We start from the raw sequence: 14,008 nt of genomic DNA, 5'->3' as shown, positions 1-14,008 counted from the left end.
TCAGTCGAGCGGCGGCGCTGTCTCGCGGATCAGGCCGCGCACCGCCTCGATATCGCCGTTGAGCGGCCGCTCGTCGCCATAATGGGAAACATGCTGCCGCACCGCCTGGTAGACAAGGTCAGTGCCGGCCGCCCGCGGCGCCGTCGCCGCCAGGAAATCATGCGCCTGGGCCGCCGCCATCAGCTCGATCGCCAGGATATATTCGGCATTGTCGATGACGGCGAGCAGCTTGCCGGCGGCAGCTGTGGGATGCGCCAGGAAATCCTCCTGCAGGCCGGAGGTCAGCCCGCCGTCCATCGCCGCGGGTGCGGCAAGCCGGCGGTTTTCGTTGCTGAGTGCCGCCGCAGTATATTGGGCGATCATGAAGCCGGAATGGCTGCCGGCATCACTCGCCAAAAAGGGCGGCAGACCGCTGACCAGCGGATTGACGAGCCGATCCATGCGCCGTTCGCTGATCGCGCCGATCTGCGCGAGCGCAATCGCCAGGCTGTCAGCCGCCTGACCGAGCGCCGGGGCGACCGCATGCGCCTCGGAGGAGACGATTGGCTGTTCCGGCGTGCCTGACACAGCCGGGTTGTCGGTCACCGAGGCAAGCTCCTGATCGGCGATGCGGGCGGAACTGTCGAAAACGTCACGGGCGGCGCCATGGGCATGCGGCACCGAACGGAGGCTGAGCGCATCCTGGGTGCGCCGGCCGAAAGCGGCGGCGACAAGGCCGCTGCCGTGGAGCCGCGCACGCAGCGTCGCTCCCACCTTCTCTATGCCGGCCGATGGGCGCAAAGCCAGCACCGCTGCGTCGAAGGCGGCGATCTGGCAGCCTGCCGCTTCCAGCGTCAGCGCCGCGATCGCATCGGCCCAGTCGAGCAGCCGTTCGGCGCGGGAAAGTGCAACGGCCGTCAAGCCGGTGGCGCAGGCCGTACCGTTGACCAGGCTCAAGCCCTCCTTGGCGCCGAGCACCAATGGTTCGAGGCCGATCGCGGCAAGCGCCTCGCGGCCGCTCAGGCGCCGGCCGTCCAGGTGAGCGCTGCCTTCGCCGATCAGAACCAGCGCGGTATGGGCATTGTGGGTGAGGTAACCCGCCGAGCCTTTCGACGGCACGTCGGGAATGCAATCATGTTCCAGCATGGCCGTGAGATGCGCGACAATCTCGCGCCGCACGCCGGAATGGCCATGGGCAAAATTGGCAATCTGGGCTGCGATGATGGCGCGCACCTCGCGGGCATCAAGCAATGGCCCGACGCCGCAGGCATGGCTGAGCACGATGCTGCGCGACAACAGGCTCTGCGAGGCACGATCGACCACCGTATCGGCGAGTGCCCCGACGCCGGTGTTGACGCCATAGGCGCGCACGCCCGTCTCGACGATGCGCGCGACGATGCGGCTTGCCTGCTCGACCCGCGCCCAGGCGGCGGGCGACAGCGACAGCGCCTCCCCTGCCCCGACGCGCGCGACATCGCGCCAGGTCAGCAATGCATCGATGGTGATCGTCATTGACCGCTTCCGAAATGGCCGATGAACTGGCGGAAAGCGGGTGTGGCGCCGCCGGTGAACATGTCGTCCGGCTTGCCGCTGCTTTCGATCAACCCTTCGCGCATGAAGACGACGCGGTTCGAGACGTTGCGGGCAAAGCTCATCTCATGGGTGACGACGAGCATGGTCATGCCCTCCTCGGCCAGCGCGCGCATGACACGCAGCACCTCGCCGACAAGCTCCGGATCCAGCGCCGAGGTCGGCTCGTCGAACAGCATGACCTTCGGTTTCATCGCCAGCGCCCGGGCGATGGCGGCGCGCTGCTGCTGGCCGCCGGAGAGATGGGCGGGATAGGCGTGGCGTTTGTCGGCGATCCCAACCTTTTCGAGCAGCGCTTCGGCCTCGGCGATGCAATCGGCCCGCGGCCGCTTCAGAACGTGGATCGGTCCTTCGATGACGTTCTGCAGGATCGTCATGTGGGACCAGAGATTGAAGGACTGGAACACCATGCCGAGTTCGGAGCGGATATGGTCCACCTGCTTCTGGCTGGCGGGTTTGCTCTTCCCGTTCTGGTGAACCATTTGAATATGCTCGCCGTCGACCCAGATCTCGCCGTCGCTGGCGGTTTCGAGCAGGTTGATGCAGCGCAGGAAGGTCGATTTGCCGGAGCCGGAAGCGCCGAGCAGCGAAATCACATCGCCGTCTTCGGCATCGAGGGAAATGCCGCGCAGGACCTCGTGCGTACCGAAGCTCTTGCGGATATTGCGGACCGAAAGTCGGGTGACGCCTGGCATGAGTGCTCCAATGGTTAGGCCGCTTACGCCTTCAGCGCCTGCGGAATGGCGCGGCGATGTCGGGACAGCGAATATTCGAGCAAGGCCATGCCCTGCAGGATGATGAAGTTCAGGACGAGATAGATGATCGCCGCGCAGAGGAAGACTTCCATCGTGCGGTAGGTCTGCGAGATCAGCCGCTGGGCCACACCGGTGACCTCCCAGACGGTGACGAGGCTTGCGAGCGCCGTCGACTTCATCATCAGCACGATCTCGGTGGAATAGGCCGGCAGCGCATGGCGGAAGGCAATCGGCGCCAGGATGCGGCGCACCAGCAGGAAGCCAGACATGCCGATCGAGCGCGCCGCCTCTATCTCCTTCGGCGAGACGGCACGGATGCCGCCGCGGAAGATCTCGGCCGTGTAGCCGGCCGTGCAGAGCGCCAGCGACAGCACGGCGCAGACCATCGGCTCACGCAGGAACGGCCAGAGGAAGGAGTAACGGATGACGCCGAACTGGCCGAGGCCGTAGAACACCAGGAACATCTGGATCAAGAGCGGCGAGCCACGGAAGACGAAGATGTAACCCTTGGCGAAGCCCGAAAGCACCGGATTGCCGCTGACCCGCATCCAGACGATGACGAGCGCCAGCAGGCCGCCGCAGAGGATCGACAGGGAAAACAGGATGAGCGTTGTCGGTACGGCCTTGAGCAGGGTGACCATGGTCGAGGCGATGAAGGTGAAATCCATCATTCCCTCCTTACGCCTGGCCCATGGCGGATGCCGGCATGCTGCGGTTGGCGCGGCGCTCCGCCCCGTTGAAGATGCGGTCCGAAAGGCTGGTCAGGATCAGGTAGAGGCAGCCGCCGGCGATGAAGAACAGGAAATATTGCCGGGTCGAGCCCGCCGCCACCTGGCTGGTGCGCATCAATTCGGCAAGGCCGGTGACGGAGACCAGCGCCGAATCCTTGAGACTGAGCTGCCAGACATTGCCGAGGCCGGGAATGGCCAGGCGAAGCACCTGCGGCATGATGATGCGGCGAAAGCGCAGGCCGCGATGCATGCCGATCGCCGAGGCCGCTTCGAGTTCGCCCTTGGAGATGGCGAGGAAGGCGCCGCGGAATACCTCCGCCTGGTAGGAGCCGGAAATGATGCCGACGGCAAGCGCGCCGGCGATGAATGAAGGCAGACCGAGGAAGCCCTCGTAACCCATCGCCTGGCCGATTGAGGTGACGGCCGAGGAGCCGCCGAAATAGATGAGATAGATGATCAGCAGTTCGGGAACGCCGCGAAATACGGTCGTATAGACGTTGCCGAGCGTGACGAGAACAAGATTGCCGGAGAGTTTTGCCACCGCGACGGTGGCGCCGAGCACGGCGCCAATCGCCAGCGCCGTCGCCGTCACAGCCAGCGTCATCAAGGCGGCGGCAATGAGCAGCGCGCCCCATCCGGTCGAGCCGAAGCCGAGCAGTTCCAAGCTTGCCATATCGTCCGTTCCCCGTCCGTGGCAGTGTTTTGCGGATTGACAATAACATGCTGTCTCCGGCGATAAAGCCGGAGACAGATGTTTGCGGCCCAAAGGCCGAAACGCTTATTCCTGCGGGCTGACGTCGACCTGGAACCACTTCATCGACAGGTTCTTGACCGTACCGTCGGCAAGCGTCGACTTGATCGCTTCGTTGAACTTGTCGCGCAGGTCCGTATCGGCCTTGCGGATGCCGAGGCCTTCGCCCTCGCCCCAGATCGAGCCGACGATCTCGGGGCCGGTGAAGGCGAGCGTGTCGTTGGCGGTCTTGAACGCGTTGGCGAAATAGACGGCATCGTCGAAGCCGAGGTCGATGCGACCGTTCTGCAGGTCGAGGTCGCGGTCGGCGCCGGTCTTGTATTCGCGGATTTCGGCAATATCGCCGAAATTGTCATAGACGAACTTGGCGTAGACGGTCGCCGCTTGGATGCCGATCGTCTTGCCCTTGAAGGCTGCCTTCAGCGCGTCGATCTCCTTCACGCCGGTCTGGCCGGGCGTCATCTTGATCGTGGCGCCGGTGCCGGCGGCCTTTGCCAGCGGGCTGTCCTTGGCGGTTGCGAAGGCGGCAGGGGTGGCGGCATAGGGAATGGTGAAATCGATCACCTGTTTGCGCTCTTCGGTGATCGACAGCGCATCCATGATGACGTCGAACTTGCCGGCGTTGAGCGCCGGGATCATGCCGTCCCAGTCTGAAGCAACCAACGTGCACTCAATCTTGGCGCGCTCGCACAGCACCTTGGCGAGTTCGGGCTCGAAACCGCCGAGCGTGCCGTCGGCATTGGTGAGGTTCCAGGGCGCATAGGCACCTTCGAGCGTGATGGTCGCCTTCGTCCAGTCCTTGGAAAAGGCAGGCACGGCAAAAGCGGAAAAAGCCGCCACGCCGCAAAACAGGATTGCGCTAAATTTCATTTGTGAATTCTCCTCTGGAGTTGAAACAGACCTTGCGGCACCACGGCCGATCTGCGCCGGCTTGCCCTTTCCCGTCCTATTTCTGTTTTAAGGACCGATTGGGAGGTTGTATATGGTACCATATGAGATATTTTGTGATATGCAAGAGGAAAGTCGCTTTATGCGGCGAATTCCCTTCGTGCAAAAGGAATAGGCAATGAAGCGTTCCGGCGAGATGAAGCGCGAACTGGCGGAAAATGACAGCACGCCGCTCTATGCCGGCGTCAAGCAGGTGATCCTCGACCGCATCCACAGCGGCGAGTGGCCGCCGAAATACCGCGTGCCGTCGGAAAACGAGCTGGTCGTCGAGCTGGGCGTCAGCAAAATGACCGCCAACCGGGCGCTGCGCGAACTTGCCAACGAGGGCGAACTCGTCCGCATCCAGGGCGTCGGCTCCTTCGTCGCCGAGCGCAAGGGTTATTCGGCGCTGTTCGAGGTCCGCAACATCGCCGAGGAAATCGCCGAACGCGGTCATGTCCACGAAGCCTCCGTCGTCGTTCTCGCCCAGGAAACAGCCTCTCCCGAGGTTGCCGACGCGCTGGAACTGCCGATTGGCGCTGCGGTTTTCCACTCGCTGATCGTCCACAGCGAAAACGGCGTTCCGGTGCAGATCGAGGACCGTTTCGTTCATCCGGAGGCGGCCCCGGAATATCTCGACCAGGATTTTTCGACACTGACGCCGAACGCCTATCTGACGGCCGCAGCCCCGCTCAGCGGTTCAGAGCATGTCGTCGAGGCGGCGATGCCGCAGGCCTGGGAATGCAAGTTGCTTACCATCATGAAGAGCGAACCCTGCCTGACGATCCGCCGGCGCACATGGTCGGCAAAACAGGTAGTATCGACCGCCCGCCTCGTCTATCCCGGCCACCGCTACCGGCTGGAAGCGCGCAGCGGCAAGATGTTCGAGGAATGAAAGCAGCGGCCATGTTGTATATGGAACATGGCCCTTATTGTGACGCCGGCGTGAACCGTGCCACCAGCGCGTGACGATCGCCCGGATAGGTGAAGCGCACATGCGTCACCGGCCCGGCGCCGCTCCAGGTGCGGCGTTCGACCACGAGACAGGCGGTGTTGCGTGCTATATCGAGCGCTGCGGCCACTTCGGCATTGGCGGAGACGGCATGGATCCGGTGTTCGGCCGTACTCCAGGGCACCTGGTTGAGCAGCCAGGGACCCGGCGCCATCGCCAGGAAATCGGCATTGGCCGCCTCCGGCACCGTCGCAAGGCTGATCAGTCGCTCCTCCAGGCAAAAGGGCCGCGCGCCGGCATTGTGGATGCAGACGACCTCGACGACCGAGGACGCCACAGGCAGTTCCAGCCGGCGGCTGTCGTCCGCCTTGGCCTTGCGGCTCGTCTTCTTCGATACCGCATAGGAGTAGGGCAGGTTCAGCGACTGCACCTCGGCCTTGATGTCGTGGATTTCGAGAACGGCCGATTGCGCCTGCGGCTGGGTGACGAAGCTGCCGGACTTCTTGCGCCGCTCGATGAGGCCGGCCTTGGCAAGCTGGGTCAGCACCTTGTTCACCGTCATGCGCGAACAGTCGTAGTGCGTGGCGAGATCGACCTCGAAGGGAATACGGTGCCCCGGCGGCCATTCGCCTGAGACGATATGGCCCTCGATGTCGCTCAGGATGCGCTGATGCAAGGTGGGATCCCTGCTTTGGTCCATTACCACGCTCCGGTTGGCTCCCGCTATCTCTTTGTTTTAGCGCAATTCCGGACGCAAACCGCTACGCACTTTTGCTGGAATTGCTCTAATTCGAATATCGGGATGGGAAAAGCTCTTTTTCAGGCGGCAAGCAATTCGCCCATTGCGGCCAGGAACCGCCGGTCGATAGCGTCGCGTTCACGGTGGCGACCGCCTTCCACTTGCTTGCGGCCGCGCGCCCAGACGCAATCGACGGAAACGCCGCCGGCAAACAGCCAGTGGTCGAGGATCTGATCACCCGCGAGATAGGGAACGGCTGAAATATCGAGCGAAACGATATCGGCGTGATGGCCCTTGGCGAGACCTGCCGGCGCTTTCAGCGCGGCACCGCCGCCGGCAAGCGCGTGTGTGAACAGCGAAAGCGCCGTCGAACCGCCGGGGGCTGCGACGACATTGCGGGCGCGAAGCGCCAGGCGCTGCGAATATTCGAGCTGGCGCAGTTCCTCCGGCACGGAGATCAGCACGTTGGAATCCGAGCCGATGCCGTAACGCCCGCCCTCTTGGAGGAAGAGTGGCGCGGCAAAGGCGCCGTCGCCGAGATTGGCTTCGGTGATCGGGCAGAGGCCGGCGATTGCGCCGCTTTTCGCCATTCGCCGCGTTTCGTCTTCGGTCATGTGCGTTGCATGGATCAGGCACCAGCGTTCATCCACGGGCGCATGATCGAGCAGCCATTCCACCGGCCGCGCGCCGGACCAGGCGATGCAGTCCTCGACCTCCTTCACCTGTTCGGCGACATGGATATGGATGGGACCGTCGCCAGCCATCGGCACGAGCCTCGTGAGCTCCTCGGGTGTCGCGGCGCGCAGGCTGTGCGGCGCCAGTCCGAGCTCGGCGCCATCGAGCCGGCCGGTCACTGCCCGGCATCCCTCCATCAGCCTTTCGAAGCTTTCGAGCGAATTGATGAAACGCCGCTGGCCGTCGATCGGCGCAGCGCCGCCAAAGCCGGAATGGGCGTAGAAGACCGGCAGCAATGTCAGGCCGATGCCGGTCTCTGCGCTGGCAGCGCCGATGCGTTCGGCAAGCTCGGCGATATTGTCGTAAGCGCTGCCATCCCTGTCATGGTGGAGATAGTGGAACTCGCCGACGCGGGAAAAGCCGGCTTCCAGCATTTCCGCATAAAGCTTGGCCGCGACGGCCTCGACATGCTCGGGCGTCATCGCCAGGGCAAACTTGTACATAACAGTGCGCCAGCTCCAGAAGCTGTCGTTGGCCGGGCCGCGCACTTCCGCAAGGCCGGCCATCGCCCGCTGGAAAGCATGGCTGTGCAGGTTCGCCATAGCGGGAACGAGCAGCGTGTGGCGTTCATCGCCCTGCTCGGGAGAAACGCCGATTTCGACCCGCGCGATGCGCCCGGCCTCGAGCGTCAGCCGTACATTCTTCTGCCAGCCTTCCGGCGTCAGCGCCGTGTCTGCGTGAAGCGTGGTCATCGCCTTCCCTCTCCTCTTGCCGCGCCGCCGATCTTTCTTTTCCAGAAAAGCGCGCAAAATTTCACTTGTCACCTGTTGATTATGTATATACATGTTTTGGCATAAGGAAAGGCGCAAAGCTGATGACCGGGAACAATTTTTCAGAGGAAGCCTCATCCGCCGACGTCAGGCCGGCGCTTTGGCGCAATGCGCGGCTCGCCACGCTTGCGCCTGGTAAAGAAGGGCTCGGCATCGTCGAAAAGGGCGCCGTGCTGATCGAGAATGGCCGCATCACCTTTGCCGGCGCCGAAAGCGATCTGTCCGCATCGGCCATCGAACATTCCGAGATCGTCGATCTCGAAGGCCGCTGGGTGACGCCCGGCCTCGTCGACTGCCACACCCATATCGTCCACGGCGGCAACCGCGCCCGCGAATTCGAAATGCGCCTTGCAGGCGCCACCTATGAAGAAGTCGCGCGCGCCGGCGGCGGCATCGTCTCCTCGGTGAAGGCGACCAATGCGCTGTCGGTCGAGGAGCTCGTCGCCGAGGCCCTGCCGCGACTCGACACACTGCTTGCCGAAGGCGTGACGACGATCGAGGTCAAGTCCGGTTACGGGCTGAACCGAACCGGCGAAGTGAAGATGCTGCAGAGCGCCCGCCTGCTCGGCCATATCAGACCGGTGCGCGTCGCCACCAGCTATCTCGGCGCCCATGCGACGCCGGTGGAATATAAGGGCCGCAACGGCGATTATCTCGATGATGTCGTCCTGCCAGGTCTCGACGATATGTTTAATCTCGGTCTCGCCGATGCCGTCGACGGCTTCTGCGAGGGCATCGCCTTTTCCACGACCGAGATCGCCCGCGTCTTCGACAAGGCCAAGGCGCTTGGCCTGCCGGTCAAGCTGCATGCCGAACAGCTCTCCAATCTCGGCGGCGCCAAGCTCGCTGCATCCTACGGCGCGCTTTCGGCCGATCACCTCGAATATCTCGACGAAGACGGCGTTGCGGCGATGGCCGCAGCCGGCACCGTCGCCGTGCTGCTGCCCGGCGCCTTCTACGCCATCCATGAGAAGCAGAAGCCGCCGATCGAAGCATTGCGGCGGGCAGGCGTGCCGATCGCAATCGCCACCGACTGCAATCCCGGCACCTCACCGCTCACCTCGATGCTGCTCACCATGAACATGTCGGCGACGCTCTTCGGCCTCACCGTCGAGGAATGCATCGCCGGCGCCACCCGCGAAGGCGCCCGTGCGCTCGGCCTGCTCGACAAGACAGGAACGATCGAGCCCGGCAAGTCCGCCGATCTCGCCGTCTGGAATACCGAAAGCCTCGCCGAACTCGTCTACCGCATCGGCTTCAACCCGCTTCACGCGCGTATCTTCAAGGGCGAAAGGAACGGTCGATGACCATCACGCTCCACCCGGGCTCCGTCTCGTTCAAGGATTTGGAAATCATCTATTGGACCGGCGAGCCGGCAAGGCTCGATCCCGCCTTCGATGCCGGCATCGCCAAGGCCGCCGCCCGCATCGCCGAGATCGCCGCCGGCAATGCCCCGGTCTACGGCATCAATACCGGCTTCGGCAAACTTGCCTCGATCAAGATCGACAGCGCCGATGTCGCGACGTTGCAGCGCAATCTCATCCTGTCGCACTGCTGCGGCGTCGGCGCGCCGCTGCCCGACAATATCGTCCGGCTGATCATGGCGCTGAAGCTGGTCTCGCTTGGCCGCGGCGCCTCCGGCGTGCGGCTGGAGCTGGTACGGCTAATCGAAGGCATGTTGGAAAAAGGCGTCATCCCGCTGATCCCGGAAAAAGGCTCGGTCGGCGCCTCCGGCGATCTTGCCCCGCTTGCCCATATGGCGGCGGTGATGATGGGCGAGGCCGAAGCCTTCTTCGCCGGCGAACGCCTCCCGGGCGCGCAAGCCCTCGAAAGGGCCGGGCTGAAACCGGTGGTGCTCGCCGCCAAGGAAGGCCTGGCGCTCATCAACGGCACCCAGACCTCGACGGCGCTGGCGCTGGCCGGCCTGTTCCGCGCCCATCGCGCCGCACAATCGGCCTTGATCACCGGCGCTATGTCCACCGATGCCGCCATGGGCTCTTCGGCACCCTTCCATCCCGATATTCATACTTTGCGTGGCCACAAGGGCCAGATCGATACGGCATCCGCCCTTCGCGCCCTGCTCGAAAACTCCATCATTCGCCAGAGCCATATCGAGGGCGACGAGCGCGTGCAGGATCCCTATTGCATCCGCTGCCAGCCACAGGTCGACGGCGCCTGCCTCGATCTGCTGCGCTCGGTCGCCCGCACGCTCGAAATCGAGGCCAACGCGGTCACCGACAATCCGCTGGTGCTGTCGGACAATTCCGTTGTATCCGGCGGCAATTTCCACGCCGAACCCGTCGCCTTCGCCGCCGACCAGATTGCGCTCGCCGTCTGCGAGATCGGCGCGATTTCGCAGCGCCGCATCGCGCTGCTGGTCGATCCCACCCTCTCCTACGGCCTGCCGGCCTTCCTCGCCAAGAAGCCGGGCTTGAACTCCGGCCTGATGATCGCCGAGGTCACCTCGGCGGCTTTGATGTCCGAGAACAAGCAGATGTCGCACCCGGCCTCAGTCGATTCGACGCCGACCTCGGCCAATCAGGAAGACCATGTCTCCATGGCCTGCCACGGCGCCCGCCGCCTGCTTGGGATGACCGAAAACCTGTTCGCCATCATCGGCATCGAGGCGCTGACCGCCGCCCAAGGCGTCGAACTGCGCGCGCCGCTGTCGACGAGCCCGGAACTGAGCAAGGCGATCGCCGCCATCCGCAGCAAGGTCCCGACCCTCGATACCGACCGCTACATGGCAAACGACCTCGCCGCCGCTGCCGAACTGGTGGCGACGGGCGCGCTGAACGCCTCGGTTTCAACAGGCATATTGCCGGTATTGGAGGGTTGATCGTGATGTATGTGCATTTGGGTATCGCCCGAGACACCGGAGCACTTTGCCCATGACCACACCATACGAAATCCGTCAGGGCACCTCGCCCGTCATCCTCGGCTTCCCCCACACCGGCACGTCAGTGCCGGCTGAGATCGCCGACCGTCTCAACGACAATGGCAGGATTCTCGCCGATACCGACTGGCACATCCACCACCTCTATGACGGGCTGCTCGACGACGTCACGGTCGTGCGGGCCACATTCCACCGCTACGTCATCGATGCCAACCGAGATCCGGCGGGCGTCAGCCTCTATCCCGGCCAGAACACCACCGGCCTCATTCCCGAAACGGATTTTGACGGCAAGGCGATCTGGAAGGATGGAAAGGGACCTGACGAGGCCGATATTGCGGCGCGGCTGCGGGATTTTCATGCGCCCTATCATGCAGCCCTTGCCGCCGAGATCGAGCGCGTGAGAGCGATCCATGGCGTCGCGATCCTTTACGATTGCCACTCGATCCGGTCCCACATTCCTTTCCTGTTCGAAGGAAAGCTGCCGGATTTCAATATCGGGACCGATATGGGCAAGACCTGCGACAGCGCCATCGAACAGGCGACGCTCACCGTCGTCGAAGCCGCCGAGGGGTACGACCGCGCGCTCAACGGCCGCTTCAAGGGCGGCTGGACGACACGCCATTATGGAAAGCCGGAAACCGGTGTGCACGCGATCCAGATGGAGCTTGCGCAATCGACGCATCTCCAGACCGAGGCACCGCCCTTTGCCTATGACGCCGCCAAGGCGGACAGGCTTCGCGTGCATCTCAAAGACATTCTGGTGCGCCTCGAACAGATCGCACCAGGCCTGAAACGCTGACGCCCGAAACCTGACGATTGAAACCTGAGAACAGGGGAACCGCCATGACCAATCCACGCCACAATATCCGTGAAATCCGCGCGCCCCGCGGCAACGATCTCAATGCCAAGAGCTGGATGACCGAAGCGCCGCTGCGCATGCTGATGAACAATCTCGATCCCGACGTCGCCGAAAATCCGAACGAACTCGTCGTCTATGGCGGCATCGGCCGCGCCGCCCGCACCTGGGAGGATTTCGACCGCATCGTCGCGACTCTGAAGACGCTGACGGAAGAAGAAACCCTGATCGTGCAATCCGGCAAGCCGGTCGGCGTCTTCCGCACCCACAAGGATGCGCCGCGCGTGCTGATCGCCAACTCCAACCTGGTGCCGCATTGGGCGACCTGGGATCATTTCAACGAGCTGGATAAGAAGGGCCTTGCCATGTACGGCCAGATGACGGCCGGCTCGTGGATCTATATCGGCACGCAGGGCATCGTCCAGGGCACCTACGAGACCTTCGTCGAGGCCGGCCGCCAGCACTACGGCGGCAATCTCAAGGGCAAATGGATCCTGACCGGCGGCCTCGGCGGCATGGGCGGCGCCCAGCCGCTCGCCGCCGTCATGGCCGGCGCCTGCTGCCTCGCCGTCGAATGCAATCCGGATTCGATCGATTTCCGGCTGCGCACCCGCTATGTCGACGCCAAAGCCGAGACGCTCGACGAAGCGCTTGCGATGATCGACCGCTGGACCAAGGCGGGCGAAGCCAAATCCGTCGGCCTGCTCGGCAACGCCGCCGAAATCCTGCCGGAGATGGTCCGCCGCGGCATCCGCCCCGATATGGTCACCGACCAGACCTCGGCGCATGATCCGATCAACGGCTACCTGCCGAAGGGTTGGACGATGGCCGAATGGAAGGCCAAGCGCGAGAGCGATCCGAAGGCTGTCGAAAAGGCAGCGCGTGCCTCGATGCGCGAGCATGTCGAAGCGATGATCGCCTTCTGGAACGCCGGTATTCCGACGCTCGACTACGGCAACAACATCCGCCAGGTCGCCAAGGAAGAAGGCTTGGAAAACGCCTTCGCCTTCCCGGGCTTCGTGCCGGCCTATATAAGACCGCTGTTTTGCCGCGGTATCGGTCCCTTCCGCTGGGCGGCCCTTTCCGGCGATCCCGAGGATATCTACAAGACCGACGCCAAGGTGCGGGAGCTGACCCCCGGCAATACCCACCTGCACAACTGGCTCGACATGGCCAGGGAACGCATCGCCTTTCAGGGTCTGCCAGCGCGCATCTGCTGGGTCGGGCTCGGCGATCGTCATCGCCTCGCATTGGCGTTCAACGAAATGGTCAAGAACGGCGAGCTTTCCGCTCCGATCGTCATCGGCCGCGACCACCTCGATTCCGGCTCCGTCGCCTCGCCGAACCGCGAAACCGAAGCGATGAAGGACGGCTCCGATGCCGTCTCCGACTGGCCGCTTTTGAACGCCCTGCTCAACACCGCGTCGGGCGCCACCTGGGTATCCCTGCATCATGGCGGCGGCGTTGGCATGGGCTTCTCCCAGCACTCCGGCGTCGTCATTTGCGCGGATGGCACGGATGATGCGGCAAAGCGTCTCGAACGCGTGCTCTGGAACGATCCGGCGACCGGAGTCATGCGCCATGCCGACGCCGGCTACGAGATCGCCCTCGACTGCGCCCGGGAAAAGGGCCTGCGCCTGCCCGGCATTCTCGGGAACTGAACCCGGTGAGAATCCTGCGCGCCGGTGATTGTAAACGCATGCCCTGGAAGAACGGCGGCGGCGAAACGGTGGAAATCGCCGTTTCGCCTGAGAATGCTGGTCTTGCCGGTTTCGACTGGCGCGTCAGTATGGCGACCGTCGCAACCGACGGCCCGTTTTCGATTTTTCCCGGCATCGACCGCACGCTGGCGATCCTCGATGGCAACGGCATGGTGCTCGATATCGAAGGCAGCACGCCGGTGCTGCTGACGACGGCAAGCGATCCCCTGGCCTTCCCGGCGGATATCCCCGTCGCGGCCAGGCTCCAGGACGGCGCCATCACCGATCTCAACGTCATGACCCGCCGCGACGGGCTCGCCCACAGGCTGGTCCGGATCGACGTCGATGGCAGCAGCACCCTGCCGCTGCCGCCCTCGACATGCCTGTTCCTCTGCCATGGCGGCGCGCTCTCCTTCCGGCGGGGCGGCGAGACCGGCGCGCTTGCGGCCGGCGATGCGCTGCTGATTGAGGACGCGGCCGCGATCGCGCTTGAGGTCGATGGTGAAGCCAAATGTTATCTCGCATCGATCACCACAGGCTGACTTTCAAACAACGATTTGAAAAGATTGAACAATCGAGAATTTGGCTAGGCATGCGCATCGACTATCCCGATCTCGGGCCATGGAC

The 14,008-nt window shown here is 63.8% G+C and carries 13 protein-coding genes; 6 read left to right on the top strand and 7 right to left on the bottom strand.

From position 1 onward, the window contains the following. The 5 genes from NE851_RS03145 to NE851_RS03125 form a co-directional block, all read right to left on the bottom strand. On the bottom strand, positions 1 to 1,491 hold the full coding sequence (locus tag NE851_RS03145; RefSeq protein ID WP_183844784.1) for an HAL/PAL/TAL family ammonia-lyase: 1,491 nt from the start codon (positions 1,489 to 1,491) through the stop codon (positions 1 to 3). Next, positions 1,488 to 2,264 carry an ABC transporter ATP-binding protein gene (locus tag NE851_RS03140; protein WP_183844783.1) on the bottom strand — a complete coding sequence of 259 codons (777 nt, stop codon included), beginning with the start codon at positions 2,262 to 2,264 and terminating at the stop codon, positions 1,488 to 1,490. The genes NE851_RS03145 and NE851_RS03140 overlap by 4 nt, the downstream gene beginning before the upstream one ends. 23 nt (positions 2,265 to 2,287) lie before the next feature. After that, positions 2,288 to 2,992, bottom strand: coding sequence for an ABC transporter permease (locus NE851_RS03135; RefSeq protein WP_028759049.1), 705 nt, complete (start codon positions 2,990 to 2,992; stop codon positions 2,288 to 2,290). Between the two features lie 10 nt (positions 2,993 to 3,002). Beyond that, positions 3,003 to 3,728: an ABC transporter permease gene (locus tag NE851_RS03130; RefSeq protein WP_183844782.1), complete on the bottom strand. Its 726-nt coding sequence runs from the start codon at positions 3,726 to 3,728 to the stop codon at positions 3,003 to 3,005. Positions 3,729 to 3,833: 105 nt separating this feature from the next. Beyond that, entirely contained in the window at positions 3,834 to 4,676 is an 843-nt protein-coding gene (locus NE851_RS03125; protein WP_127430027.1) for a transporter substrate-binding domain-containing protein, read from the bottom strand. A gap of 196 nt (positions 4,677 to 4,872) precedes the next feature. Between NE851_RS03125 and hutC (NE851_RS03120) the strand changes: the two genes are divergently transcribed. Beyond that, the gene (hutC, locus tag NE851_RS03120) at positions 4,873 to 5,628 is read left to right on the top strand and encodes a histidine utilization transcriptional repressor HutC (RefSeq protein ID WP_028757215.1); all 756 of its coding nucleotides are present in this window, start codon (positions 4,873 to 4,875) and stop codon (positions 5,626 to 5,628) included. A gap of 34 nt (positions 5,629 to 5,662) precedes the next feature. Here the strand turns inward: hutC (NE851_RS03120) and hutC (NE851_RS03115) are convergent, their stop codons facing one another. Together hutC (NE851_RS03115) and NE851_RS03110 are read right to left on the bottom strand one after the other, a co-directional pair. Next, positions 5,663 to 6,385: a histidine utilization transcriptional repressor HutC gene (gene hutC / locus NE851_RS03115; protein ID WP_028757214.1), complete on the bottom strand. Its 723-nt coding sequence runs from the start codon at positions 6,383 to 6,385 to the stop codon at positions 5,663 to 5,665. A gap of 119 nt (positions 6,386 to 6,504) precedes the next feature. After that, the gene (locus NE851_RS03110) at positions 6,505 to 7,851 is read right to left on the bottom strand and encodes a formimidoylglutamate deiminase (RefSeq protein WP_183844781.1); all 1,347 of its coding nucleotides are present in this window, start codon (positions 7,849 to 7,851) and stop codon (positions 6,505 to 6,507) included. A 122-nt stretch (positions 7,852 to 7,973) separates the two neighbouring features. Between NE851_RS03110 and hutI the strand changes: the two genes are divergently transcribed. From hutI to NE851_RS03085, 5 genes are read left to right on the top strand one after another with little or no spacing between them, the layout of a single operon-like run. After that, entirely contained in the window at positions 7,974 to 9,236 is a 1,263-nt protein-coding gene (gene hutI, locus NE851_RS03105; protein WP_183844780.1) for an imidazolonepropionase, read from the top strand. Further along, a complete protein-coding gene (gene hutH / locus NE851_RS03100) occupies positions 9,233 to 10,768 on the top strand; it encodes a histidine ammonia-lyase (RefSeq protein WP_183844779.1) in 1,536 nt (511 codons plus the stop codon). The genes hutI and hutH overlap by 4 nt, the downstream gene beginning before the upstream one ends. A gap of 52 nt (positions 10,769 to 10,820) precedes the next feature. Beyond that, the gene (gene hutG, locus NE851_RS03095) at positions 10,821 to 11,624 is read left to right on the top strand and encodes an N-formylglutamate deformylase (RefSeq protein WP_028757210.1); all 804 of its coding nucleotides are present in this window, start codon (positions 10,821 to 10,823) and stop codon (positions 11,622 to 11,624) included. Positions 11,625 to 11,668: 44 nt separating this feature from the next. Then, entirely contained in the window at positions 11,669 to 13,342 is a 1,674-nt protein-coding gene (gene hutU / locus NE851_RS03090) for a urocanate hydratase (RefSeq protein WP_028757209.1), read from the top strand. A 5-nt stretch (positions 13,343 to 13,347) separates the two neighbouring features. Next, complete coding sequence (locus NE851_RS03085) at positions 13,348 to 13,923, top strand: HutD/Ves family protein (RefSeq protein WP_028757208.1); 576 nt, start codon at positions 13,348 to 13,350, stop codon at positions 13,921 to 13,923. Positions 13,924 to 14,008: the final 85 nt, after the last annotated feature.

Origin of the sequence: Rhizobium anhuiense bv. trifolii, from assembly GCF_024346605.1 — a bacterium.
GTDB lineage: Bacteria > Pseudomonadota > Alphaproteobacteria > Rhizobiales > Rhizobiaceae > Rhizobium > Rhizobium anhuiense.
This window is presented reverse-complemented; position numbering and strand designations above follow the sequence as displayed.